This window comes from Thermosynechococcus sp. HN-54, from assembly GCF_023650955.1.
In the GTDB taxonomy this organism is placed as follows: Bacteria; Cyanobacteriota; Cyanobacteriia; order Thermosynechococcales; family Thermosynechococcaceae; genus Thermosynechococcus.
The window spans coordinates 1,821,423-1,844,720 of sequence record NZ_CP098039.1 but is presented as its reverse complement, the minus strand read 5'-3'; the positions used below and the strand labels follow the sequence as shown (position 1 = coordinate 1,844,720).

Annotated in this window: 24 protein-coding genes; 15 read left to right on the top strand and 9 right to left on the bottom strand. The window is 54.3% G+C overall.

Annotated elements, in window-relative coordinates:
- The first annotated feature begins 19 nt into the window (after positions 1-19).
- The 8 genes from mnmE to NBE99_RS08875 all read left to right on the top strand — a co-directional run bounded on the left by mnmE (position 20) and on the right by NBE99_RS08875 (position 7,573).
- Positions 20-1,429 carry a tRNA uridine-5-carboxymethylaminomethyl(34) synthesis GTPase MnmE gene (gene mnmE / locus NBE99_RS08910; protein ID WP_250681742.1) on the top strand — a complete coding sequence of 470 codons (1,410 nt, stop codon included), beginning with the start codon at positions 20-22 and terminating at the stop codon, positions 1,427-1,429.
- A gap of 3 nt (positions 1,430-1,432) precedes the next feature.
- The gene (locus tag NBE99_RS08905; protein ID WP_250681741.1) at positions 1,433-3,169 is read left to right on the top strand and encodes an ABC transporter ATP-binding protein; all 1,737 of its coding nucleotides are present in this window, start codon (positions 1,433-1,435) and stop codon (positions 3,167-3,169) included.
- Positions 3,170-3,286: 117 nt separating this feature from the next.
- The gene (locus NBE99_RS08900; RefSeq protein WP_250681740.1) at positions 3,287-4,051 is read left to right on the top strand and encodes a MinD/ParA family protein; all 765 of its coding nucleotides are present in this window, start codon (positions 3,287-3,289) and stop codon (positions 4,049-4,051) included.
- Positions 4,052-4,130: 79 nt separating this feature from the next.
- Entirely contained in the window at positions 4,131-4,448 is a 318-nt protein-coding gene (locus tag NBE99_RS08895) for a hypothetical protein (RefSeq protein WP_250681739.1), read from the top strand.
- A gap of 131 nt (positions 4,449-4,579) precedes the next feature.
- Complete coding sequence (tpiA, locus tag NBE99_RS08890) at positions 4,580-5,278, top strand: triose-phosphate isomerase (protein ID WP_399371063.1); 699 nt, start codon at positions 4,580-4,582, stop codon at positions 5,276-5,278.
- 195 nt (positions 5,279-5,473) lie between these two features.
- On the top strand, positions 5,474-6,070 hold the full coding sequence (locus NBE99_RS08885) for a tetratricopeptide repeat protein (protein WP_250681737.1): 597 nt from the start codon (positions 5,474-5,476) through the stop codon (positions 6,068-6,070).
- Between the two features lie 70 nt (positions 6,071-6,140).
- Entirely contained in the window at positions 6,141-6,395 is a 255-nt protein-coding gene (locus tag NBE99_RS08880) for a hypothetical protein (RefSeq protein ID WP_149817491.1), read from the top strand.
- Between the two features lie 5 nt (positions 6,396-6,400).
- Positions 6,401-7,573, top strand: a complete 1,173-nt coding sequence (locus tag NBE99_RS08875; RefSeq protein ID WP_315897262.1) for an MltA domain-containing protein — start codon at positions 6,401-6,403, stop codon at positions 7,571-7,573.
- On the opposite strand, the gene NBE99_RS08870 is transcribed toward NBE99_RS08875, so the two are convergent.
- Genes NBE99_RS08870 through NBE99_RS08860 form a run of 3 tightly spaced genes read right to left on the bottom strand, consistent with a single transcriptional unit; the run spans position 7,574 to position 10,049 of the window.
- On the bottom strand, positions 7,574-8,623 hold the full coding sequence (locus NBE99_RS08870) for a zinc-binding dehydrogenase (RefSeq protein ID WP_250681735.1): 1,050 nt from the start codon (positions 8,621-8,623) through the stop codon (positions 7,574-7,576).
- A gap of 18 nt (positions 8,624-8,641) precedes the next feature.
- Complete coding sequence (mraY, locus tag NBE99_RS08865; RefSeq protein WP_250681734.1) at positions 8,642-9,757, bottom strand: phospho-N-acetylmuramoyl-pentapeptide-transferase; 1,116 nt, start codon at positions 9,755-9,757, stop codon at positions 8,642-8,644.
- A 46-nt stretch (positions 9,758-9,803) separates the two neighbouring features.
- Positions 9,804-10,049 carry a DUF3134 domain-containing protein gene (locus NBE99_RS08860; protein WP_250681733.1) on the bottom strand — a complete coding sequence of 82 codons (246 nt, stop codon included), beginning with the start codon at positions 10,047-10,049 and terminating at the stop codon, positions 9,804-9,806.
- A gap of 181 nt (positions 10,050-10,230) precedes the next feature.
- Between NBE99_RS08860 and NBE99_RS08855 the strand changes: the two genes are divergently transcribed.
- Positions 10,231-10,551 (top strand): hypothetical protein, encoded by a 321-nt coding sequence (locus NBE99_RS08855; protein ID WP_250681732.1) that lies wholly within the window; start codon positions 10,231-10,233, stop codon positions 10,549-10,551.
- 28 nt (positions 10,552-10,579) lie between these two features.
- Here NBE99_RS08855 and metK read toward each other — a convergent pair whose 3' ends face one another.
- Positions 10,580-11,830, bottom strand: a complete 1,251-nt coding sequence (metK, locus tag NBE99_RS08850; protein WP_250681731.1) for a methionine adenosyltransferase — start codon at positions 11,828-11,830, stop codon at positions 10,580-10,582.
- Positions 11,831-12,014: 184 nt separating this feature from the next.
- Between metK and NBE99_RS08845 the strand changes: the two genes are divergently transcribed.
- Complete coding sequence (locus NBE99_RS08845) at positions 12,015-12,914, top strand: CoB--CoM heterodisulfide reductase iron-sulfur subunit B family protein (RefSeq protein ID WP_250681730.1); 900 nt, start codon at positions 12,015-12,017, stop codon at positions 12,912-12,914.
- Here the strand turns inward: NBE99_RS08845 and NBE99_RS08840 are convergent.
- Entirely contained in the window at positions 12,911-13,468 is a 558-nt protein-coding gene (locus NBE99_RS08840) for a 5-formyltetrahydrofolate cyclo-ligase (RefSeq protein ID WP_250681729.1), read from the bottom strand. The two genes, NBE99_RS08845 and NBE99_RS08840, sit on opposite strands and share 4 nt — an antisense overlap.
- 68 nt (positions 13,469-13,536) lie before the next feature.
- Here NBE99_RS08840 and ureA point away from each other — a divergent pair, with 68 nt between their 5' ends.
- From ureA to NBE99_RS08820, 4 genes are all read left to right on the top strand, one after another.
- Positions 13,537-13,839: an urease subunit gamma gene (ureA, locus tag NBE99_RS08835; RefSeq protein ID WP_250681728.1), complete on the top strand. Its 303-nt coding sequence runs from the start codon at positions 13,537-13,539 to the stop codon at positions 13,837-13,839.
- A 172-nt stretch (positions 13,840-14,011) separates the two neighbouring features.
- Entirely contained in the window at positions 14,012-15,310 is a 1,299-nt protein-coding gene (thrC, locus tag NBE99_RS08830) for a threonine synthase (RefSeq protein ID WP_250681727.1), read from the top strand.
- A 50-nt stretch (positions 15,311-15,360) separates the two neighbouring features.
- Complete coding sequence (locus NBE99_RS08825) at positions 15,361-15,636, top strand: MoaD/ThiS family protein (RefSeq protein ID WP_149817514.1); 276 nt, start codon at positions 15,361-15,363, stop codon at positions 15,634-15,636.
- Between the two features lie 360 nt (positions 15,637-15,996).
- Complete coding sequence (locus NBE99_RS08820) at positions 15,997-18,237, top strand: DUF3488 and DUF4129 domain-containing transglutaminase family protein (protein ID WP_250681726.1); 2,241 nt, start codon at positions 15,997-15,999, stop codon at positions 18,235-18,237.
- Here NBE99_RS08820 and NBE99_RS08815 read toward each other — a convergent pair.
- Positions 18,234-19,574: a hemolysin family protein gene (locus tag NBE99_RS08815; protein ID WP_250681725.1), complete on the bottom strand. Its 1,341-nt coding sequence runs from the start codon at positions 19,572-19,574 to the stop codon at positions 18,234-18,236. The two genes, NBE99_RS08820 and NBE99_RS08815, sit on opposite strands and share 4 nt — an antisense overlap.
- A 227-nt stretch (positions 19,575-19,801) precedes the next feature.
- On the opposite strand from NBE99_RS08815, the gene NBE99_RS08810 reads away from it, so the two are divergent.
- Positions 19,802-20,854 (top strand): TrkA family potassium uptake protein, encoded by a 1,053-nt coding sequence (locus NBE99_RS08810; protein ID WP_250681724.1) that lies wholly within the window; start codon positions 19,802-19,804, stop codon positions 20,852-20,854.
- Here the strand turns inward: NBE99_RS08810 and NBE99_RS08805 are convergent.
- Genes NBE99_RS08805 through NBE99_RS08795 form a run of 3 tightly spaced genes read right to left on the bottom strand, consistent with a single transcriptional unit; the run spans position 20,836 to position 23,277 of the window.
- Complete coding sequence (locus NBE99_RS08805; RefSeq protein WP_250681723.1) at positions 20,836-22,014, bottom strand: glycosyltransferase; 1,179 nt, start codon at positions 22,012-22,014, stop codon at positions 20,836-20,838. The two genes, NBE99_RS08810 and NBE99_RS08805, sit on opposite strands and share 19 nt — an antisense overlap.
- Positions 22,014-23,060, bottom strand: coding sequence for a small ribosomal subunit biogenesis GTPase RsgA (gene rsgA, locus NBE99_RS08800; protein WP_250681722.1), 1,047 nt, complete (start codon positions 23,058-23,060; stop codon positions 22,014-22,016). Before rsgA ends, NBE99_RS08805 begins: the two co-directional genes overlap by 1 nt.
- Positions 23,053-23,277, bottom strand: coding sequence for a sulfurtransferase TusA family protein (locus NBE99_RS08795; protein ID WP_250681721.1), 225 nt, complete (start codon positions 23,275-23,277; stop codon positions 23,053-23,055). The genes rsgA and NBE99_RS08795 overlap by 8 nt, the downstream gene beginning before the upstream one ends.
- Between the last annotated feature and the right edge of the window lie 21 nt (positions 23,278-23,298).

Below are 23,298 nucleotides of genomic sequence, written 5' to 3'. Positions count from 1 at the left end.
AGTCATATCGCCAACGCTAGTGCGACACCTCCATGACACGATTGTGGCGATCGCCACGGCCATTGTGCCCCAGCAAGGGAGTATCGGCATTGTCCGTCTCTCAGGCGCCAAAGCAGTCGCGATCGCCCAGTCTTTATTTGAAGCTCCCGGCAAGCAACACTGGCAATCCCATCGCATCCTCTATGGCTATGTCCGCGACCCGCAAACTGGGGAACGGGTGGATGAAGCCCTCCTCCTCTTAATGCTGGCTCCCCGCTCCTACACCCGCGAAGATGTGGTGGAATTTCACTGTCATGGTGGTCTCATCCCTGTCCAGCGCGTGCTGCAACTCTGTGTGGCCGCCGGGGCACGCCTCGCAGAGCCAGGGGAATTTACCCTGCGTGCCTTTCTCAACGGTCGCCTTGATCTCACCCAAGCCGAGAGTGTGGCTGAACTGGTGGCTGCCCAATCGACAACAGCAGCACAAATAGCACTAGCGGGTCTCACGGGCAAATTGGCTCGCCCCCTCAAGCAGATTCGCCAAACTTGTTTATCCCTCTTGGTGGAAATTGAGGCGCGACTCGATTTTACCGACGAGCTCCCCCCCCTTGACCCCGCAGCTATTGCTGAGGAAATTCGTCAGTTGCAACACCAAGTAGAGGCGTTTTTGGCCACGGCAGAACGGGGAGCACTGATCCGCACTGGGCTAAAAGTGGCCATTGTGGGTCGCCCGAATGTCGGTAAGTCAAGTCTGCTCAATGCTTGGAGTCGTAGCGATCGCGCCATTGTTACGGATTTACCCGGCACCACCCGTGATATTGTTGAGTCGCAATTGGTCGTAGGTGGCATTCCAATCCAAGTGCTCGATACCGCAGGTATTCGCGAGACCGATAACCTTGTCGAACAAATTGGCGTCGAGCGAGCGCGCCAAGCCGCCGCCACTGCCGATCTCATCCTTTTTGTCATTGATGCTAGCCAAGGGTGGACAGCCGCTGATCAGGAAATCTACGACCAACTCAACCTACACCAGCGGCGGCAACACTCTCCTCAGTCAGTGCTGGTTGTCCTGAATAAAGCCGATCTGCTCAGCGAAACAGTGGACGTGACTGATATTCCCCTGCCCATTGCCCCCATTCCCACAGTGCTCCTCTCTGCCCTGAGTCAGCGGGGAATTGAGCAGCTTGAGCAGGCCATTCTCGATCTGGTACAAGGTCAAGGAGTGACAGCAGCCAATTTGGATTTCGCCCTCAACCAACGCCAAGCTGCCCTGCTTGAGCAAGTCCATCAATCCCTGAATCATGTGCTTGTGGCCATTGATGCCCAACTGCCCCTTGATTTTTGGACGATTGACCTGCATGCTGCCGCTCGTGCCCTTGGTACCCTAACTGGGGAAGAGGTGACTGAGTCTGTGCTAGAACAAATCTTTAGCCGTTTTTGCATTGGAAAATAGCCCATGCTTTGGAATACCAGCTACCGGCCGTTACTTGCTTATATCCTTCCCTATCGGCGACGGTTGCTGGTCGCTTTTTTGTGTACCCTTGGCTACGTCTCCACCATGCCGGCGATCGCCTACCTAATTGGCCAAGCGGCAAAGCTCATTGGGGCAGGGGATTTGATAGGTCTGATTCAATGGTGTGCAGCCTCCTCGCTGCTGTTTGTCGGTCGTAGTTTTTGCCAATTTGGCCAAGATGTCTTGATGTCCGATATTTCTCTACGGATTGTCTATGACATTCGGGTGCGGCTTTACCGTCATCTGCATCGTTTGGGGGTGGACTACTTTGAAAGGGCTGCAACCGGAGACTTGACGTACCGCCTCACGGAGGACGTGGATCGCATTGGTGTGATGATCAATAGCAGTTTTCATCGCCTTGTCCCCTCCATCTTGACGACAATTGCTGTCATTGGCTACATGTTCTACCTCAACTGGCAATTGACACTGGGGACAATGATTATCGCACCGCTGATGACGTTTCTCATCGCTTGGTTTGGCAATCGGTTGTTGCGACAGTCGCGCCTGAGTCAAGCCCGCATTGCTGATTTGACCTCCCACCTCACGGAAATTTTTTCGGGGATTCGTCTGATTAAGGCCTTTGCAGCTGAGGACTATGCCGTAGAGCAGTTTGAACAGCAGGCTGATATTAACCGCCGTGCTCGCTACCGTGCAGAACGCATTAAGTCAATGCAATACCCTGTGGTGGGGTTTCTTGAAGCCCTGAGCATCATGCTGCTGTTTATCTTGGGGGCATGGCAAATCAATGCCGGTCATCTTACGGGGTCGCAGTTCCTCAGCTTTGTTGCCGCAGTGGCGCTACTGATGGAACCCATTAATATGATTTCTGCTGATTACAACGAACTCAAAATGGCACAGGCGTCAGTGGAGCGTAGCTTTGGCCTGTTGGCTCTCGAACCCACGATCAAGGAAATGAGCCATGCGCAGCCCCTACCCCCCATTTCTGGCAAAGTGCAATACCTAGATGTGTACTTTGGCTATGATCCAGAGCGTCCCGTGCTCAAGGACTTTAATCTCTTGGCGGAGCCGGGCGAAGTGATTGCCCTTGTGGGACATTCAGGGGCGGGGAAATCAACCATTGTTAACCTCTTGCCCCGTTTTTATGACCCCCAAGCCGGGAAAGTCTTGGTTGATGGCATTGATATTAAAACAGTGACGCTGAAAAGCCTGCGGCGGCAAATTGGCATTGTTCCTCAGGAAACGATTCTTTTTTCAGGCAGTATTGCCCAAAATATTGCTTTTGGTTACTCTGAACCGGATTGGGAGCGCCTGATTGAGGCAGCCAAAATCGCCAATGCCCATGATTTCATTACGCGCTTTCCCGATGGCTATCAGACGTGGGTGGGGGAAAGGGGGATCAATCTTTCTGGGGGGCAACGCCAACGGCTGGCGATCGCCCGCGCCGTTTATGCCGATCCGCGTATCTTGATTTTAGATGAAGCCACCTCTGCTTTAGATTCTGAATCGGAAGCCTTGGTGCAAAATGCGTTGGAGAAGGCAATGAAGGGGCGCACCGTCTTTATTATTGCCCACCGTTTAGCCACGGTGCGTCGAGCGGATCGCATTCTTGTCCTAGAGCAGGGGCGGATCATTGAAAGTGGCAGCCATCAAGAACTACTTGCCCAGTCTGCCCGCTACGCCCAGTTCTACACGCAGCAGTATTTCCAAGACGCCGAATGATCCCTTTTCTGATGGGTTGGCCGCTTGGGTTCTATCTTCTGAATTTGGGATGAGATGTTTCCTCAACGGCAGGATGTGAAAATAGACGTTGAATTCTCAGATGTAGCGAGGACAGCCATGGGTAGCATTATTTCTGTGCATTCTTTTCGGGGTGGCACAGGCAAGTCAAATACAACAGCAAATCTGGGCTGTACCTTGGCAACGTTGGGCTATCGCGTGGCGATCGTGGATACGGATATTCAATCCCCCGGTATCCATGTGCTCTTTGGCCTTGAGTCGGAAGATACGGAACATGCCCTCAATGACTACCTGTGGGGACGCTGTGAAATTACCGATGTGGCTCGTGATGTCAGCCATCTCCTCACTAGCCATGGTCAACAGGCGAAAGGGTCTATCTTTCTCATTCCCTCTAGCCTCAAAACTAGTGAAATTACCCGTGTGCTGCGGGAAGGCTACGATGTCGGCTTGCTCAATGATGGTTTTCAGCAACTGCTCCAAGGGCTGAATCTCGACTTTTTGCTCATTGATACCCACCCAGGACTGAACGAGGAAACGCTGCTCTCGATTACGGTTTCCGATGCCTTGGTGCTGATTTTGCGACCGGATCGCCAAGATTTTCAAGGAACAGCAGTCACTGTAGATGTGGCGCGGCAGCTGGATGTCCCGAAAATGGTAATGGTGGTGAACAAAGTCCCCAGTGCCTTTAACAAGGACTCCTTAAAGCAGCAGGTGGAAACGACCTATGCTGTGCCCGTCGCGGGTATTCTACCTGTGTGTGAAGAGATGTTTCAACTGGGGAGTAGTGATATTTTCTGTTTACGCTACCCCGATCATCCCTACAGTTTGGTTGTCAGGAGTGTTGTGCAGCATCTGTTGGATTAGGGTAGCCTAGGAGTAAGGATTGTGATTGTGATCCTTCTCGAGTGCCACTGCCAGTCACTGCCGTTGAGGAACATTGCCAATGATAGACAGTCAAGACGCTAGCAGTGGTTGCGGTGGGGGTCTCAATCCAGCAGATTTACTGGTTTTGCCCGATCGCCAGCGATCGCTTTTGACACTGATGATGCGCCAGCCAACACCCTTCACCGTGCCAGAATTGGCTGAGCAGTTGCAGTGGTCTGCGGAAGAGGTCAGTGCTACCCTCGCAGAGGTTCTCCAACTGGGCTATGTGACAGTTGACAACGACACCTATCAAGTCAAACTCGGACGGCGGACGCCGCGCGTGCAACCCAAGCGTCAATCTCCGCGAGTTGCGGCGGTTTGGGACAAGTTGGGCTAAGTCTCAACCACTTCCTCAGTCAAATCTCTAAATTTTATAGAGGCAACCCGTGTGGTACGCTTAATTACGCTAAGTTTCGCAGAGGAAAGTCAGGACGAGTGCGCCCAAAAGTTCTTGCTGGTAACTGGAAAATGCACAAAACCCAACAGGAGGCAGTGGCCTTTCTGCAAGAGTTTTTAGGAAAGTTGGTGGACACCCCCAGCGATCGCGAGGTGGTGCTGTGTGTTCCCTACACCTGTTTAAGTGTATTGTCCAAGAGTCTGCACGGAACACGGGTGAAGCTGGGTGCCCAAAATGTTCACTGGGCGGATCAAGGCGCCTTTACAGGAGAAATTTCGCCACCAATGTTGGTGGAGTTGGGCGTGCGCTACGTGATTATTGGCCACAGTGAGCGGCGGCAGTATTTTGGTGAAACGGATGCCACGGTCAACCAACGGCTCAAGGCTGCCCAAAGCCACGGCCTGACCCCGATTCTCTGTGTGGGTGAAACAAAAGCCCAACGGGATGCTGGGGAAACAGAAAGCCATATCTTTCAGCAGTTGGCGCTGGATTTGGTCGATGTGGATCAGAACAACCTAGTGATTGCCTACGAACCCATTTGGGCGATCGGTACCGGCGATACCTGTGAAGAAACGGAAGCCAACCGTGTGATTGGCCTGATTCGCAGCAAGTTGCAAAATCCTGATGTGCTGATTCAGTACGGCGGTTCTGTGAATGCCAACAACATTGATGCCATCATGGCACAGCCAGAAATTGATGGGGTACTGGTGGGTGGCGCCAGTTTGCAGCCTGAGAGCTTTGGTCGCATTGTCAATTACAAATCACTTTGAATATCCCATTAGGGTTGCTGTCAGTGCGCTAGATCACAGTTAGCCCTAGAGATGTGGCACTGCTGTCGCAGCAGCTAGCTCCGATGATGTAAACATATCCAGCGATTTATTACAACTGCTATGGTTCGCTGGGCGAGTTCTTCATTTTCTTTTAGGATCGAAGTAAGGCTGAGCGATGCCAAAAGGAGGCCGACGATGCGCCGACAACTCTTCAGTGCTTTGACAGTTTTAGCTGCTTTTGTTGGTCTCAGCAGTGCTGCTGTGGCACAGCCCATGGCGATCGCCACCCTCACACCCCCTGAACTTCAGGAACTGCAACGCCTTGTGCCCCGCAGTGCCGAGGACTACTACAACGTGGGGTTAGCGCACCAAGGTACAGGTGATCTGGTCGCTGCCATAGATGCCTTTAGCCAAGCAATCAGACTCAACCCCAGCGCTGACTACTACTTTGCTCGCGGCCTAGCTTACTATGACCAAGGAGACATGCAGCGGGCGATCGCTGACTTTAGTACCGCATTACGCGATGACCCACAGTTTATTGCCGCCTACTACAACCGAGGCATGGCCTATCTTGCCCTGCAAAACTACAAAGCTGCGATCGCCGACTTTGATGCTGCCCTAGCGCGGGATCCGCAATTTGTTGCTGCCTATTATAGTCGGGGCATGGCACACTTCGATAGTGGCAATGTTGAATTGGCACAACGGGACTATGAGCGTGCCCGCAGCCTCAACCCAGCCATGACTGCCCAGTACTACGATCGCGCCCCCCGTCCCCTCACTGGCGGCCCCTAGTACCTGAAGCCACCGATTACGGCGATAATAGGGAGATAATGTGCATCAGTAAGGATGAGCGATCGCGCCTATGCCGAGAACCCCCTCTGAATTCGCGGTTCATTTATTTTTGGATGGTGGCCACCGTGAGGAGGTGCGCTTCCCCACCATTCAAGACTTCCAGAAGTGGTACAGCAACGAGTTAGTGGCCAAAGCAGATTCCAACGATTTTATTTCCGTTCCCATTAAAAATATCCAAGGGGAATACATGGTGGTGCGCCCCTCAAAGGTATTTGCGATTCGGGTGGAACCCGTTTTTGCGTCGAGCGTGGATCGCTTTGCCTAAAGCCGATGGCTGGTTTGTTCACAGGAGTTATTCAGGGCATCGTGATCCTTGCAACAAGTGCGATCGCCACCGCGCCCACGGTTGCCCCCTTGATCCGCCAAAGCCAACTACCGCCAACAGTTGCCCTAGATACTGCCCTCTGGAAATCCCCCAGTGAACGAGCACGGCTGTTGCAAGCCATTGATCACAGTTTGCGTTATCTGCGTACGGATAGAGCACGCCAGGACTATGCGGCTTACACCGCCCTTGGTCAACCGGGGGCTACCCTAGGCTCGAACCTGCATCAGCGGGTAATTCGCTCCCTCGCACGCTTTCGCCATCTGGTACAAACCTGTCGCTCTGCGGCGGAACTTCAGGCAGCCGTCAAACGAGAATTTGTGTTTTATCAGTCTATTGGTAGCGATGGCCAAGGGCGAGTGGATTTTACGGGCTATTACGCGCCCACCTATCGTGCGAGTTTGGTGCCGACGGCAGAGTACCGCTATCCCCTTTTTCGTCGTCCCCCTGATTTAGACCAGTGGCGGCAGCCCCACCCAACCCGTCTAGAACTAGAAGGAGCAGATGGTCAGCAGTGGCACAAGGGGCCGTTGCGGGGGTTGGAGTTGGTGTATTTGCGCGATCGCCTCGAGGCCTTTCTGGTTCACGTTCAAGGGTCGGCTGAGCTGCAACTGCCCGATGGTCGCCGCTTTACCGTCGGCTATGCTGGCAAAACCAATCACCCCTACACCAGTATTGGCCAAGAACTCATTCGCGACGGCAAAATTCCCCGTGAGGAACTCACGTTGCCCCGCTTAATTGCTTACTTTCAGGCCAACCCTGCTGAGCTAGATCGCTATTTGCCCCGCAACGCCAGCTTTGTATTCTTTGAGCATACCCAAGGGCGCCCCCCCACGGGCAGTCTCTCGACGCCAGTCCTTCCTGAGCGATCGATCGCCACCGATAAGTCCCTGATGCCCCCGGGTGCCTTGGCGGTGATCAACACGAAAATTCCCCTCAAAGCCCAAGGCCAATGGCAGCAAACCCCCGTCAGCCGTTTTGTCTTGGATCAGGATACCGGCAGTGCCATTCGCGGGCCCGGTCGTGTGGATATTTTCATGGGCACGGGAGAGGTGGCCAAAGCGCGGGCGGGTCTGATCAATACGCCGGGGCAGTTGTACTATTTGCTCCTGCGGGAATAGCTAGGGGTGCAGCGCTACTTTAATCACTTGGCGCGCCTTCATTGCTTGCAGGACATTTTCAATCTCCGTTAGGGGGGCTTGGCCACTAATTAGTTTCTCGAAGGGCAGTGTGCCGCTGGCAATCAGTTGCAAGGCTTGGCGGACAAATGTGGGTGTGTTGTGAAAGACCCCCTTGAGGGTGAGTTCTTCGTAGTGCAGGCGCTCAGTATCAACGCGGATCGAAGTTTCGCGGGGGCAGCCACCAAAGAGGTTAATCGTGGCACCGGGGCGACCACAGGCGATCGCCGTTTCCCAGACTTCAGGAACGCCAGTGGCTTCAATGACAATATCGGCTCCCCGTCTTTCCGTCCAATCTTTAACGAGGGCAGGAATATCGTTGCACTGGTGATGATTGATGGTTTGCTCTGCCCCAAATGTGGTGGCGATCGCCAGCCGCTGATCGGAACCGCCAAAGGCGAGGACTCGTGCCCCCTGCTGTGCCAGCACCCCAACAAACATCAGACCAATGGCACCATCCCCAAGAACCACAATTTGCGGCGGACTCGGCCACGTTTCAACCATTGCGGGTTCAAAGCCAGAGCGAGCCACACCGTGGAGGACACAGGCGAGGGGTTCGGTAAGGGCCGCTAAAGCAAAGGAGAGCGAGTCTGGAAGCGGCAAAAGGTTTTGGCGGACGATGCTGGCGGGAATTTTTAGGTACTCGGCAAACGTGCCATTGTTAAACTCCAGATGGGGACACAGGGAAAAGGCCTGCCGCTGACAGTAAAAACACTGGCCACAGGGAGCAGAATTATTCGCCACCACGCGATCGCCCACCTGCCATCCCGTCACCCCAGCTCCTAGGGCAACAATTTCCCCCGCCGCCTCATGGCCAAAGAGAATGGGGGGCGTTAGCATCCGCGCATGACCACCGCGCCGCCATACCTTCAAATCCGTACCACAGGTGGTGGCGGCCTGAACACGAATTACCACTTCCCCCGGCCCCGGCGTGGGATCGGCCACGGTTTCAATGCGCACATCTTCTTTGCCGTAGAGCACTGCTGCTTTCATTGCACTTCCCCCATCGGATTAGGCCAACCGCAGGAGGCCACAGAGCAATCCCAAGAGGGCAACCACCCCATAAAAGGTACTCACCACCCGCAGTTCTGACCAGCCGCCCAACTCGAAATGATGGTGTAGGGGTGCCATCCGCAGCAGCCGCTTACCCACACCGTCGGGGCCTTTTGTGGCCTTGTAGTAGAGGACTTGGGCAATGACCGAGAGAGATTCAACAAAAAAGAGACCACTGACAATGAACAGTTCCCAGAGCTGGTGACTCGCCAAGCCAATGCCCGCAAGGAGTGCCCCAAGGGCTAGGGATCCCGTATCCCCCATAAACACGCGCGCTGGATGGTGGTTATGCCAGAGGAAGCCCACACAAGCGCCACTCATGACCGCCGCCAGAATTTGCAAGTCGGGATGGGGCGTGAGAATGAATCCCAGAGCCAACAGGGCGATCGCCGCAGTGCCACCCGCGAGACCATCCAGCCCATCGGTCAGATTCAGGGCATTCCCTTCCGCCATGGGCACAAAAATTGCCAAGGGAATAAACCCCATCCCTAGGGGCCAAACCCATCCCCAAGGCGCAGTGACAATGGTTGCTGTTGGATCACTGCCCACCAGCCAAGCACAAAACAGAGCCGCCCCAATTCCTTCAAGCAGCAGTCGCAGCCGAGCCGATAATCCCTTATTGGACTTACGCCGCAGAACTTGCCAGTCGTCCCACCAGCCAATGGCCGCATACCAGAGAACAAGGAGGGCGATCGCCCCCACCGTTGCTGATAGTTTCCCTTGAGCCAATCCTGTCCACAGGAGGGCGAGACCTAACCCTGTCGGTACAAAAAAAATGCCCCCCATCGTCGGTGTGCCCGATTTTTGCAGGTGAGACTGGGGGCCATCTTCACGGATAATTTGTCCTGTTTTCAACCGTCGCAGTATTGGTACTACAGCGACACCCAGAACAGCAACGATCGCAAAACTAACTAACCAAGGCAGCGTTACAGTTTGCAAAGGCTGCTGCCAGTGATTTGTCAGTGTATCGTAGGCACCAGACGCAGCCAGTAAACTAATCCCAAGAAGCCAAAAAAGTCGCTGTCCGGTGAGCCGAGCAGGGTGAATGGCGGCAGTCGTTTTAGTGGAGGACATGGGGAGAGTTCCAGCACATCACTCCGATAATAGGCGGATTGGTGCCCTACTCCTCAAGCCCAAGCTCCTCTTCTTCGTCGTAGTCACCAAGGGCATCACCGACAAATTCCTCAATTTCACCCATATCATCGAGGGTGCTATCCAGAAGCGGGTCTGCCTCGCTGCCATCGCGGGGAATCAACCGACCAGTTTGCTGCAACCATTCCAGAATGGAGCGATCAGAACGGCCAACCGCAGTTAAATTCTTTTGGGAAATGGGTTCTTCGTACAAGGAGGGGTTGTAGAGCGTCATAGGGCGATGGGTAAGAGGAATGTTGGGGCAATCCAATCTTTTAGTTTAACGTCTGGCTACAGAAATGTAAATCTTCGCCCTGTGGCAATTGGCCAAAGTGGCACATTCTCTGGAACCTGCCTAGACTGGAGAAGTCATTAAAAACTAGGCATTGCAAGCTTTCTACACGAGGGATCAAAAAATGACTTTACCCCCAAAAGCTTTAACTTTAGCTGTTTTGAGTACTGTGTCCCTCAGTGGGGGGGCGATCGCTGCTCCCTATCCCCCAGAAGTGGTTTCCCGATTCACCAGTGAATGTACAACGGCGCTGCAACAACAGGTGCCGCAGATGGCGCAATACAGCAATGCCTACTGTACCTGTGTGATCAATGAACTGCAATCCTCACTCTCTCTTGCAGAATTTCAAGCCATTGGTGAAAGTGTGCAGGCCAATGTAACGTCAGAAGTGCGCCAGATGCTCACCAACACGGCCCAAACCTGCCTTCAGCGGGTCACCCAGTAAGTGAAGGGGGAGAAGCCCCCCATTTTTCCTAAACAGCACTCAGAAACTGAGCCGCAGCGGCTTGCAGCTCGGCAACTTTATCCAGTCTTTCCCAAGGTAAGTCAAGGTCATGACGCCCAAAGTGACCGTAGGCAGCCACCTCTTGGTAGAACCGACCACCGCGCTCTTGGGGCAAGTGCCGCAGCCCAAAGGTTTGAATAATGGCAGCGGGGCGTAAATCAAAGTGAGTCTTAATTAACTCCAGCAATTGCTCGGGGGCGAGTTTACCCGTGCCAAAGGTATCCACGAAGAGGCTCATGGGGCGAGCGACGCCAATGGCATAGCTAATCTGTAACTCGCATTTGTCCGCTAGGCCTGCGGCAACAATGTTTTTGGCAATGTAGCGAGCCATGTAAGCGGCACTGCGATCCACCTTCGTGGGATCTTTCCCAGAAAAGGCACCGCCCCCGTGGCGGGCATAGCCACCGTAGGTATCAACGACGAGTTTACGTCCCGTCAGTCCCGAATCCCCTTGGGGGCCACCAATGACAAATTTACCCGTAGGATTGACGAGAAAGCGGGTCTTGTCATCGGGTTGGATCGTCAAATCGGCAAAGACGGGCTTGACAACTGCTTCCCACAGATCGGCTTTAATCTTGGCTTGAACGGCAGCTTCGTCGCTGATGTCACCAATGGTGGCCGTGTGTTGGGTGGAAATCAGGATTGTATCAATGCCCACTGGCTTGCCATCTTCGTAGATGACGGTGACTTGGGTTTTGCCATCGGGACGGAGGTAGGGAAGTTGACCGGTTTTGCGGACAGCGGCCAGGCGACGCGCCATACGGTGAGCCAAGCTAATGGGCAGGGGCATATACTCAGGGGTTTCATTGCAGGCATAGCCAAACATAATGCCCTGATCGCCGGCACCAATCCGATCGAGTTCGGCATCACTCAGGTGCTCCCGTGCTTCTTGGGCGGTGTCCACACCACGGGCAATATCAGGGGACTGCTCATCAAGGGCAACGATGACGGCACAGCTATTCGCGGCAAAGCCATTTTCAGCATCGGTATAGCCAATTTCATGGATTTTCTGCCGCGCCAAGTTGACGTAGTTTACCTGTGCCTTGGTGGTAATTTCCCCCGTAATCAGAACCAGACCCGTATTCACCACTACCTCAGCGGCAACGCGGCTCTGGGGGTCTTGGGTAAGCAGCGCATCGAGAATCGCATCGGCAATTTGGTCGCAAATCTTATCGGGGTGGCCTTCGGTGACAGACTCCGAACTAAATAAGTAACGCAAGATAGCACTCCTATGGCATGGGTTGTTGAAAGAACTGCAAGAAATTGGTTTATAGTAACACGGACTTTTGACTAAAAAACAAGGACTTGTTTCTAAATCCTAGAATTATACCTGAGGGGTGGGACACACGAGTGAACCTGATGATTGGCTAGACTAGGGGCAGATTTTAGGCTTTTCAAGTTGTATGTCCGCTTTACGCTATGCCTACTACCCCGGCTGTGTGGCTCAAGGTGCCTGTCGGGAATTAGACCTCTCAACGCGGGCGATCGCCCCCCTGTTGAATATCGAGCTGGTGGAACTGAAGGAGGCCAGTTGTTGTGGCTCAGGCACGTTTAAGGAAAATTCGTGGCTGCTGGAAGATACCGTGAATGCCCGCAACATTGCCCTTGCAGAACAGTTGGCCTTGCCCCTGTTGACCCACTGCAGCACCTGTCAGGGAGTGATTGGCCATGTGGATGAACGCCTCAAGACTTTTCAGCGCGATCGCCCGGAGTATGTGGCAGAAATTAATCAAGTGTTGACGGCTCAAGGCTGCGCTCCCTACCAAGGCACCACAGAAGTGAAGCATTTGCTCTGGGCGATTGTCGGGGATGTGGGCATTGACGAGTTGCGCGATCGCGTCCGTCGTCCCCTCACAGGACTTCGCTGCGCGGCCTTTTATGGCTGCTATCTTCTGCGTGCTCAAGAGAGGCTTCCCTTTGATCACCCGATTCACCCCACCTCAATGGAACAGGTCTTTGAGGCAGTTGGGGCCACCTCTGTAGAGTATGAGGGACGCACCCAGTGCTGTGGTTGGCCAATTTCCAGCTATGCAACAGCGGCCAGTTTTGCCATGGCGGCGCAACGACTCCAGAGCGCGATCGCCAGCGGTGCGGATTGCATTGTGACCCCCTGTCCCCTGTGTCACCTGAATCTGGATGCTCGCCAACCCGAGATTGCGCAGCAGGTGGGAGTTGCCCTCAATCTGCCGATTCTCCATTTGCCGCAACTGGTGGGACTTGCCCTTGGCCTGAGTCCGGAGGAACTGGGTTTGAGAAAACACGTGGTCTCGACGCAGCCAGTGTTAGCAAAACTAGGACTTTAGCTGATTTCCAAGATGCCTGATTCGGTACAGATAGCTTGCAGCGGCTGATCCCACGGATCACGGGGCAATTCTGCTAGAACCGCTGACTCAAAGACAATTCCCCAGCGACACACGTGCTGCCAATCAGGCTGGGCAAACAGGCGATCGAAAAAACCCGCTCCATAGCCGAGACGGTACCCTTGGCGATCGCAGACAACGGCAGGCACCAAGCAGAGATCAACACACGCTGGATCAATCGGGGGCGCTTCGGGGGGCGGTTGCCAAATGCCATAGCGTCCTTGCTGGAGAGCGTCTTCCTTGCCATTAAAAGAATGCCACCGTAAATCCTGACCCACGACACGGGGCAGGCCCCAGTGTTTCGGGAGTGACCAGAGGAAGCGCAAATCCGGTTCGCGGCGATGGGGCACGTAGGTCAACACTGTCGTTGCCTGTTGAAACTGGGGATGATCGAGCAAGTGCTGACAAATGCGCTGACTGCGATCTTGCCACTCGCGATCGCTCAAGTGCTGCCGCCATTCAAGGTAGTGTTGTCGCAGTTTGACTTTATCGCTCATTGATTTTCTGGGCACTAAAGCCACAAGTTAAGATAGAGGCCAAAGCTGAGTGTTTAGCCCGAGGAACGATGCAACTGTCCCCCCAAGAAAAAGACAAGCTCCTGATTTTTACTGCCGCTCTTGTGGCCGAACGTCGTAAAGCACGGGGTCTCAAGCTCAATTATCCCGAAGCAGTGGCCTATATTTCTGCGGCTATTTTGGAAGGAGCACGGGAGGGGCGCACGGTTGCTGATTTGATGCACTATGGCACCACGCTACTCAGCCGTGACGATGTCATGGAGGGCGTACCCGAAATGCTGACAGAGGTGCAAGTTGAGGCTACGTTTCCCGACGGTACGAAGCTGGTGACCGTACATACACCCATTCGTTGAAATCAAAGCAAGCAGTAGGCTGAGGCTACCACCAAGGATGATAGATTCCCAGAGACAATGGGCAGAATTTTTGCGGCGATCCAAATCCCGATAAAAATAGTCGGATATATTTGACAGGGCGATCGCCCCCTGCTAGGATGGTCAACAACTTGTCTGAGGCAGTCCGACACCCATGACCGCAACGTTGACCTCCACCACCGAAACCGCCTACTTTACCCACCTCAAATGCAAAGAGTGTGGCGCAGAGTACGAACCTCAAGCCATTCATGTCTGCGAATACTGTTTTGGTCCCCTAGAGGTGAAGTACGATTTGAGCCAGTTAGCAGCAGCGGTAACCCGCAGCATGATTGAGGCCGGTCCCAAGTCTATTTGGCGCTACCGTCCCTTTTTGCCAGTAATGTCGGCGAATCCCATTGATGTGGGCACGGGGATGACCCCCCTTATCAAAGCCCAGCGGCTGGCTCGGCGACTTGGACTGAAGCATCTGTACATCAAAAACGATGCGGTGAATATGCCCACCCTTAGCTTTAAGGATCGGGTGGTCTCGGTGGCGTTGACGCGGGCGCGGGAATTGGGTTTTACGACGGTCTCCTGTGCCAGTACCGGCAATTTGGCGAATTCCACGGCGGCGATCGCCGCCCACGCAGGACTAGACTGCTGTGTCTTCATTCCAGCGGATCTAGAGGCGGGCAAGGTCTTGGGCACGCTCATCTATGGGCCAACGGTGATGGCCGTTGAGGGCAACTATGACCAAGTGAATCGCCTGTGCTCGGAAGTGGCGAATACCCACGGGTGGGGGTTTGTCAATATCAATTTGCGCCCCTACTATTCGGAAGGGTCAAAGACGCTAGGTTATGAGGTGATTGAACAGTTGGGCTGGCAGCTTCCTGACCACATTGTGGCTCCCTTGGCTTCTGGCTCTTTGTTCACGAAAATTTACAAAGGCTTCCGTGAATTCGTTGAAGTGGGTCTAGTGGCTGACAAGCCCGTGCGCTGTAGTGGTGCCCAAGCGGTGGGCTGCTCCCCGATTGCCCAGGCCTATGCCGAGGGGCGCGATTTTGTGGCACCGGTGAAGCCCAACACCATTGCTAAGTCCATTGCCATTGGTAACCCCGCCGATGGCGTCTATGCCCTTGACATTGCCCGCAAAACCAATGGGGCGATCGCTGCGGCCACCGATGAAGAAATTGTGGCAGGCATTAAGCTGCTGGCGGAAACGGAAGGTATTTTCACGGAAACCGCTGGCGGTACCACAATTGCCGTTCTCAAAAAGTTGGTGGAATCGGGCACGATTGACCCTGAGGAGGTGACGGTGGTCTATATCACGGGCAATGGCCTGAAAACCCAGGAGGCGGTGCAAAACGACATTGGTCAACCCCTGACGATTGAACCCAAGTTGGCCAGCTTTGAGCGTGCCTTAGAGCGATCGCGCACCCTCGAACGGTTGGATTGGCAACCGGTATTGGTCTAGTCGGTTTTCCCGACGCTGTGTTGAAATTTATGGATGGTTTGTAGAGGTCTATGGCTGTTACTGTTTTGATTCCGACTCCCTTGCAAAAGCTCACCCGCGATCAAGCGACGGTGGAGTGCCAAGCCCAATCGATCGCTGAGCTTCTTGAAAAGCTAGAGCAGGACTGCCCCGGCATTAAAGGGCGCCTCTGTGATGAAAGTGGCCAATTGCGGCGATTCGTCAATTTCTACGTCAACAATGAGGATATTCGCTTCCTCAATGGCATTGAAACGCCCCTCAAGGATGGCGACGAAGTCAGCATCATTCCCGCGATCGCTGGCGGCTAAGCAATAGGAAGTTGCTCCTAGTGAGATGATTGAACGCTGATCACAGGAGCAGCAAGCCAGCATTTAGATATTTTTCACATCGTTGAGAAAATGCTGGTAGTAGCGGATTAGTTCTTCAGAATCCATAAGTGCTGTTACACCTCTCAAACTATGAATTAGCAGGTGCAGCTACCAACGTTAGGCATCACTATAGTACACCTAGACAAAAGAAATTTATCATTAAGAAACGTGACAACGGTTAGAGTTTGCTTATAGAGGTCATAGGAATGGGCGATCGCCCCCCACACGCTGAGCAAGGTAGCCACCTGTTCTTGGGGGGAAATTTGTTAGGATCAGGGCACTGTTTGCTGCTGCTGTCCGATGTTTCAGTCTTGGTTGCAACCCATTGCCAATTCTCCAATGCTGGCTCCCGCCAAGGATGTTGAGGATTCCCTGCTGCTGCGCCTAGGGGTCTTGGGCATGGTGATTGTTGGCTTGGTGGCAACCGATGTGGCAGCGGATACTGCCAATAGTCTCTGGGCGGTTCCCCTCTCCATTGCGGGCTTTGGTTGGAGTTGGTGGGCACGGCGGCAAAGAAATGTTGTGGCAAAGCTAGCGATCGCCATTGGGATGTTGACGGCATTAGCGGTCTTTTTGGGGCGATTGGCCACGCTCAACCAAGATTCACGGATTTTGCTGACGGAACTCTTGATTCAACTGCAAGTGCTCCACAGTTTTGACTTGCCCCGCCGCAAGGATTTGGGCTACTCAATGGTCATTGCCCTGATTTTAATTAGTGTGGCAGCCACCCTCAGCCAAACGATGACCTTTGGGCTGTTTCTGGTGATCTTTCTAGCGATCGCCCTACCCGTACTCGTCCTCGACTACCGCTCGCGCCTTGGCTTGCTCTCCACCACACTGAAATCCCTGCGTTTGCCTTGGCGACAATGGGTTGGCCTCTTTGCCCTGATTCTCGGCTTGGGGATGATGGTCTTTGTGCTGCTGCCGCGCTTCCCCGGCTATCAGATTCGCACCCTGCCCGTTAGTGCCGAAATTCAAGTGGAAGGGGAGTTTGACCAAACCCGTGTGATCAATCCGGGCTATGTCAGTGGCCGCGGTGGTGGCGGAGTCGGCGAAGAATTGGCCAATCAAACCTTTGATACCAACTTTTACTATGGCTTTGGCTCGGAGATTGATCAGACCATCGGGGGCATTATGACCCCCCAAGAGTTAATGCGGGTGCGATCGCAAGCCCCCGGCTTTTGGCGAGTCCTTGCCTTTGACAAATATACGGGGCGGGGTTGGCGCATTAGTCGCAACGATGAGGCCGAAGTGCTGCGGCGTTCCCCGTGGAGTTTTCGCTATCTGCTGCCGCAACAACTCTCCCAAATGCCAACGCGGGAAGTGATTCAAACGTACACGATTGTTTCTGAATTTAGTAACCTCATTCCCCATCTCTACGCACCCCGTGAACTCTACTTCCCAACCCGTGAAATTGCCCGCGATCCCGATGGTGGCCTGCGTGCGCCAGTGCCCTTGCCCGAGGGGCTGACCTATTCCGTGATTTCCCAAGTACCCGTGCGCGATCGCTCCCTGTTGCGCAGAGCGCCAAAATTAAATTACACCTTGGGGTATCAGCCTTACCTTGAAGTGCCCTCTGACTTGAAACCCCGCCTGCAAGCGCTGGCTCAAGACCTCCTTGCCAAGGCCGATCGCTCGATTCCCGAACCCTACGAGCAAGCCCTCTACCTCACCCAAGCCCTGAAGCAGTCCTATGCCCTGAAAACGGATATTCCCGAACTAGGCAAAGATCAAGACTTGGTCGAAGCCTTTCTCTTTGAGTGGCGCGGCGGCTATCCCGATCACTTTTCCAGTGCTTTGACGCTGCTACTGCGCAGTATTGGTATTCCCAGCCGTTTAGTTACGGGTTTAGGTACGGGAGAGTTTAACCCCTTTACGGGCTTGTACGTGGTTCGCAATACCGATGCCTATGCCCTGACGGAAGCCTACTTTCCCAATTTGGGCTGGTTTCTCTTTGATCCGATTCCGGGGCACGATCTCTATCCAGCCACCCTAGAGGTGGATCAGACCTTTAGCGTCCTCCAGCAGTTTTGGCAGTGGGTGACGGGATGGTTACCAACACCAGTGACGGGATTTTTTGGCATGATCTTTGCCACCCTCGAAACCGCTTTGCAAAAATTCTTTGATCTATTTAGCCAAGGGCTAGGGGGAATTGTCCAAGGAATTCTCATCCTGTTTGGCGGCGTTATTGTTGTTTGGGCACTGTGGTCTGCTCTCCATATGTGGCGATATCGTCAACGCTTGCAAAAACTGCCCCCCATTGCCCGCCTCTATGTGCAAATGCTGGATGGCCTAGCCCAGCAGGGGCTGCCCAAGCGTCCCAATCAAACCCCTTGGGAATATGCGCGATCGCTGCAAACCTGTGGCCGCTTAGATGCAATGAGTCAACGTGCCATTGAAACCCTGACGCAGGCCTATGTGGCTTGGCGCTATGGCGGGGAGCAGCCCCCCTTACCCCCCTTAAAACGAGCCTTGAACCAACTGCGACAACAACGCTGGCGATCGCTCCAACGCACTGTGGCAACTCTGCGCCGTCGTTAATCCTTTTCCTTGGCGTTGATCTCATCGGCTAGGGCATCATCAGCCACTAATTCAGTCACCAACACCTTATCCACACGGTTGCCATCCATATCCACCACTTCAAAGCGCAGGCCATCGGTTTCAATGTAATCCCCGGATTGGGGAATGCGACCAAAGAGGGTAATGATCAGCCCTCCTAGGGTGTGGTAGTTGGCGGTGTCCTCCTCGGGCAAGGTTTCCCGTCGCAGCAATTCCTTGAGTTCATAGGTCGAGAGCAGCCCATCCAACAGCCACGAGCCATCTTCCCGCTGAATAATTTGCGGTTCCTCACCTTCCTCATGGCGCAGGGTGCCAATAATCGCCTCCGTGAGATCATTGAGGGTCACTAGCCCTTCAATCCCCCCGTATTCATCGGTAATCAGGGCAATGTGTTGGCTTGACTGGCGAAAGAGTTCAAGGACATCGAGAGCGGGTAGGCCTTCGGGAACAAACAGCGCTGGTTGCAACAGTTGCCGCAGGTCAATGGTTTGCTGGGTCAGGCGGGCGGCTAAAAAATCCTTGGCTGAGATAATCCCCAAGCAGTGATCAATGGTTTCTTCGGCAACCGGAAACCGCGAATGGGAGCTGGCCAGAATTTCGGCTTCAATTTCCTCGATCGAGGACTCAATATCCAACCAGACAATATCGGTGCGGGGGGTCATGATGGACTGAATTGGGCGATCGCCCAAGTTGAAAATCCGCGCCACCATATCCTGCTCTGCCACCTCAAAGAGACCCGCCTGTGCCCCCTGTTCAATGAGAACCTTGATTTCATCCTCAGTGACGGTTTGTTCTGCGGTGGTGACGATTCCGAATAGTTGCAGAATGGCATCTGTAGAGACACTCAATAAATGCACAATTGGAGCTGCCAGTTGGGTGAGCCATGTCATGGGCTTGGCAATGTTGCAGGCGATCGCCTCTGGGTACGTCATGGCAATGCGCTTCGGTACCAGCTCGCCAATCACCAAGGAAAGATAGGTAAGTCCCGTCACCACAATGCCAATACTAAGGGGCTGGCTGTATTGCCCCAACCAAGGCACCGGCATCAGGGCAGCCTGTAACCGCTGAGCCAAGGTCGCACCCCCCACGGCACCGCTAAGAATGCCAATCAGGGTAATACCAATCTGGACGGCAGAGAGAAAATTATTGGGGGAGTTGGCCAATTTTAGTGCTGCCCTCGCTTTGCGTTTACCCCGTTTTGCCAGTTGTTCGAGGCGGACTTTGCGGGCAGAGACTACTGCAATTTCAGCACCAGCAAAAATGCCATTGGCGATGATGAGCAGCAGCACAAATACAATTTCTAGGGCAGCGGCAGACATTGCGGCTATTCTTCTAGGGGGAACCCCAGATGTACATTCCCAGTCGGCATCGTCGGTCGTCAGGCTTGATCAAGAGTCAACCTCCTCCACTGCCGATGTCTGTTTCCATAATGCTGAATAAATCGCTCCTCTGCCAGTGGTATAGCAGTCAGGATACTGGAATCTGGGAGACTCTACAAGGGGGAAAGGCAACCTTAAAATAGACGTGATGTTTCCCCAGCAAGCCAATGCAAGAACGGCTTCAGCGCTCCCTTACCCTTGGGGCGATCGCGATTCTGGTGCTGTTGATTGGGGCTTTTCTCTGGAGTGAAGAGGCACTCCAATCCCCACGTCAAGCTTGGGAGACTTTGAGTAATGCACTGATCACGTTGGTAGGGGAGTATCCCGATCGCCCACGAACCCTGCCGGGGCAAGTCCTGCAACTGCTACTGCTCCTCTTTGGCACCTTTGCCTTTGGTGCCCTGATTGGCAAGTTTTCCTCCTACTTTGTCACCCAAGCCCTTGCCCAAACGCTGCCCATGAAATCTTTTAGCAACCACATTATTGTCTGCAACTGGAATGCCAAGGCTCCCCTTGTGCTGCGGCAACTCATTGAGGCGAACCGTCACCATCCCCGCGATATTGTCCTGTTGTGTGCGGAACCCATTGAACTCGACCCCGAATTCCAAGAGCGCGCTGATGTTTTTGTGGTGCAGGGGGATCCCACCCACCACGGTACCCTCGAACGCCTCAACGCCCCCAAGGCCAAGGCCATTATTCTCCTTGCCGATGCCGACATGGAAGCTCCCGATGAAAAAAATGCCCTCATTGCCCTTGCGGTGAAGCACCTAGAGAAAACCCCCGGTCAAGAGCAGGATATTCATGTGGTGGCCGAATTGGTGAATAGCGATCGCCAGCGTCACCTCAAAGAAGCAGGGGTGGATGAAGTGATTTCCAGTCAGGACTATAGTTCTGGCATCATTGCCCAAAGTGCCCTCTTTCGCCAGATGTCCGAGGTCTATCGCCAACTGCTGACGTACTCCGATCACACCAATGAGTTTTACTTCATTGAGCCGGGGCACTATCCAGTCACCCTCTACGGCCTCTCCTTTCCTGCTCTCAGTACTTGGGTGAGTGAGTACAGCAGCCAGCATCCAGACAATCCACTGCTCCTTGTGGGGATTCGCCGCCAAAATCAACAGGTGTTACTCAACCCTCGTCCCACGGACTTTCAGTCCCTTGACCCCACTGACACATTAATTGTGATGGCCTATCACCCCGTTTACGACTTGCGCGGATAAACCCGTCCTTTCCAAGCGCCCCCCTGTCCCTGCCAGTGGCGACGCGCCGAATCCAGTGTCATCAGCGTATAGAGAAAGGCAATCATGGGCAGTGTCAGCGCCCAGACCCCATTGAGGCCATAGAAACGAACGGTTGGCCTGTAGGCGATCGCCATGCCCCCCCAAGTGAGTCCCCCCATGAGGGCTAAGGGCAGCGATTGACTGATCAGACCGATACCAAGGGCAAGGGGCGCCCACAAATACACCAGTGTCATGCCAATTACAGTTCCCACGAGCAAGAGTGGTGAATAGGACAACTGCGTATAGGCGGTGCGAGCCACCATTTGCCAAATACTGCCCAGACTGTTGTAGGCACGCAAACTCACGGTGGTCGGTGTTAGCCCCAGCCAAATGCGGTAGCCAGCCTGCTTCACCGCTGCTGCCAACGAACAATCATCAATCAGGGCATCACGAATACAGGCAATGCCACCCATCTTGTCCAGCGCCACGGGATCAATCAGAATACAGCCCCCCGCTGCTGCTGCTGTTGCCCGCTTGGGATCGTTGACCCAGCGGAAGGGATAGAGCTTGGCAAAGAAAAAGACAAAAGCGGGAATGAGCAACTTTTCCCAGATACTTTGGCAGCGCAGTTTCACCATCAGCGAGACAAGGGCACACTGTTGCTGCCGGGCATGGGCGACTAATTGCCACAAATTTTGGCGATCGTGGGCAATATCAGCATCCGTGAGCAGCAAGTAATCGGGATCAAAACCACGGGCGGCCTCAATGCCTTGGGACAGTGCCCAAAGCTTACCGGACCAGCCGGGGGGGAGCGGTGCGCCCTCGATGACCGTCAGGCGATCGCCCTTGCCCAGTTCCAGAGCCGTTGGGCGAGCAATGTCCCCTGTGCCATCGTTACTTTGATCGTCCACCAAAATCAGGTGTAGGGTGCCTGCGTAGTCCTGTTCGAGGAGCGATCGCACACTGGTGGCAATCACTGCCGCCTCATTGCGTGCGGGAATAACAGCAACAACGGTTGGCCAAGCACCAAGGTCTCCCCCTTGCAGGCGTTGATCCATGCGCCAAAACTGTCCCCAAAAGAGCAGCAGGACTAGCCAGATGACGAGGGAAAGACCCGTTACACTCAACAGGAGGAGGGTTAACACAGGGGGCATAGTCATCACAGTTCGCTATCAAGGACTTCTTCAGCCATAGGATTGAGGTGCTGATGCTGCTGTCGTCGCGATCGACGGCGATATTTTTTCGGATCCAAGAGCGGTTCAAATCGTTGGCGACCTTGGCGATCAGTTTTAGCTTTCAGGGGGGGCGCATGCTCAGAAGCTAGCCCGGAACTGGCCATCGTTTCTAGCTCATGTAAATACTCAACGTAGAGGGGGTAGCGCTCCCAAGCACCGCGGACACAGCAGCCCGGTTCCTGATCGTGGCGACAGTTATCAAAGAGGCATCGATCCTTGCTCAGCCGTTGGCGAATCTCCGGAAAGGCTGCTGCCAATTGCTGGGGGTCTTGGGGCAGTTCCGGCTGGTTAAAGCCCGGTGTATCGGCAATCCACCCCCCCTCGGGTAGGGGAAAGAGTTCCACATGGCGAGTGGTGTGTCGCCCGCGGTGCCAGTGATCGGAGACTGCGCCGACGCGAATATCTTCCCGAGGTGTAAGGTGGCGGATCAAGCTACTTTTGCCCACGCCTGACGGGCCACAGACGACAGTAATTTTATTGGCGAGATGGGGACGCAGACATTGCCAGTCTGTCCCTTGGGTGAGGCTGAGAACAGCACAACAATAGCCCCACTGGTGCAGGCGATCGCGCCACAGCTCCTGTTCTGCTTTAGAGACTAAATCAGCTTTTGTGAAAACCACGTGAATCTCGACATCCAATCCCTCTGCGGTCAACAGGAAGCGGGTGATCTGATGCACATCGGCAGGGGGGTCGGCCAAGGCACAGAGCAGGAACACCTGATCCACATTGGCGATCGCCGGCCGTTGCAATTGATTGCGGCGGGGCAAAATCTCAGCGATCGCCCCCCGGTGTCCCTGCCAGTCGGGATGGCTCACCACCACCCAATCCCCCACACACACCTGTTGCCCCATTTTCTTGAGGCGAGCGCGGCGCACACACAGGAGTTCCTCAACCCCCTTGGCCGCTTCCCGCAGGCCGACACGATAGTAATTGGCCTGAACTGCCCGCACCAAGCCCACCAGGTCACTCATGAAGACGCTGCACCTGAAGGGCAAAATAGTCCTGTCGTGGCTCAATGCCGAGGACATCATAGCCCGCCATCCGCAAACTATCGGGCACCTGCTCAATAGGTTCCCCTGGATCTAACCAGACCTCAAGGGGTTGTTGGGGGGGTAACTGTTGTAGCCGCAGTTTAGTGCGCACAAAGTTCAAGGGACAGGGCGTTCCCCGTAGATCTAGTGTTTCCATGGCGGGGCAAGTAACCAACTG

Excerpts from the sequence above, each read along its gene's own strand:
- NBE99_RS08905 (WP_250681741.1), top strand. The coding sequence starts at position 1,433 with ATGCTTTGGAATACCAGCTACCGGCCGTTACTTGCTTATATCCTTCCC.
- NBE99_RS08900 (WP_250681740.1), top strand. The coding sequence starts at position 3,287 with ATGGGTAGCATTATTTCTGTGCATTCTTTTCGGGGTGGCACAGGCAAG.
- NBE99_RS08895 (WP_250681739.1), top strand. The coding sequence starts at position 4,131 with ATGATAGACAGTCAAGACGCTAGCAGTGGTTGCGGTGGGGGTCTCAAT.
- tpiA (WP_399371063.1), top strand. The coding sequence starts at position 4,580 with ATGCACAAAACCCAACAGGAGGCAGTGGCCTTTCTGCAAGAGTTTTTA.
- NBE99_RS08885 (WP_250681737.1), top strand. The coding sequence starts at position 5,474 with ATGCGCCGACAACTCTTCAGTGCTTTGACAGTTTTAGCTGCTTTTGTT.
- NBE99_RS08880 (WP_149817491.1), top strand. The coding sequence starts at position 6,141 with ATGCCGAGAACCCCCTCTGAATTCGCGGTTCATTTATTTTTGGATGGT.
- NBE99_RS08875 (WP_315897262.1), top strand. The coding sequence starts at position 6,401 with ATGGCTGGTTTGTTCACAGGAGTTATTCAGGGCATCGTGATCCTTGCA.
- NBE99_RS08870 (WP_250681735.1), bottom strand. The coding sequence starts at position 8,623 with ATGAAAGCAGCAGTGCTCTACGGCAAAGAAGATGTGCGCATTGAAACC.
- mraY (WP_250681734.1), bottom strand. The coding sequence starts at position 9,757 with ATGTCCTCCACTAAAACGACTGCCGCCATTCACCCTGCTCGGCTCACC.
- NBE99_RS08860 (WP_250681733.1), bottom strand. The coding sequence starts at position 10,049 with ATGACGCTCTACAACCCCTCCTTGTACGAAGAACCCATTTCCCAAAAG.
- NBE99_RS08855 (WP_250681732.1), top strand. The coding sequence starts at position 10,231 with ATGACTTTACCCCCAAAAGCTTTAACTTTAGCTGTTTTGAGTACTGTG.
- NBE99_RS08845 (WP_250681730.1), top strand. The coding sequence starts at position 12,015 with ATGTCCGCTTTACGCTATGCCTACTACCCCGGCTGTGTGGCTCAAGGT.
- NBE99_RS08840 (WP_250681729.1), bottom strand. The coding sequence starts at position 13,468 with ATGAGCGATAAAGTCAAACTGCGACAACACTACCTTGAATGGCGGCAG.
- ureA (WP_250681728.1), top strand. The coding sequence starts at position 13,537 with ATGCAACTGTCCCCCCAAGAAAAAGACAAGCTCCTGATTTTTACTGCC.
- thrC (WP_250681727.1), top strand. The coding sequence starts at position 14,012 with ATGACCGCAACGTTGACCTCCACCACCGAAACCGCCTACTTTACCCAC.
- NBE99_RS08825 (WP_149817514.1), top strand. The coding sequence starts at position 15,361 with ATGGCTGTTACTGTTTTGATTCCGACTCCCTTGCAAAAGCTCACCCGC.
- NBE99_RS08820 (WP_250681726.1), top strand. The coding sequence starts at position 15,997 with ATGTTTCAGTCTTGGTTGCAACCCATTGCCAATTCTCCAATGCTGGCT.
- NBE99_RS08815 (WP_250681725.1), bottom strand. The coding sequence starts at position 19,574 with ATGTCTGCCGCTGCCCTAGAAATTGTATTTGTGCTGCTGCTCATCATC.
- NBE99_RS08810 (WP_250681724.1), top strand. The coding sequence starts at position 19,802 with ATGCAAGAACGGCTTCAGCGCTCCCTTACCCTTGGGGCGATCGCGATT.
- NBE99_RS08805 (WP_250681723.1), bottom strand. The coding sequence starts at position 22,014 with ATGACTATGCCCCCTGTGTTAACCCTCCTCCTGTTGAGTGTAACGGGT.
- rsgA (WP_250681722.1), bottom strand. The coding sequence starts at position 23,060 with ATGAGTGACCTGGTGGGCTTGGTGCGGGCAGTTCAGGCCAATTACTAT.
- NBE99_RS08795 (WP_250681721.1), bottom strand. The coding sequence starts at position 23,277 with ATGGAAACACTAGATCTACGGGGAACGCCCTGTCCCTTGAACTTTGTG.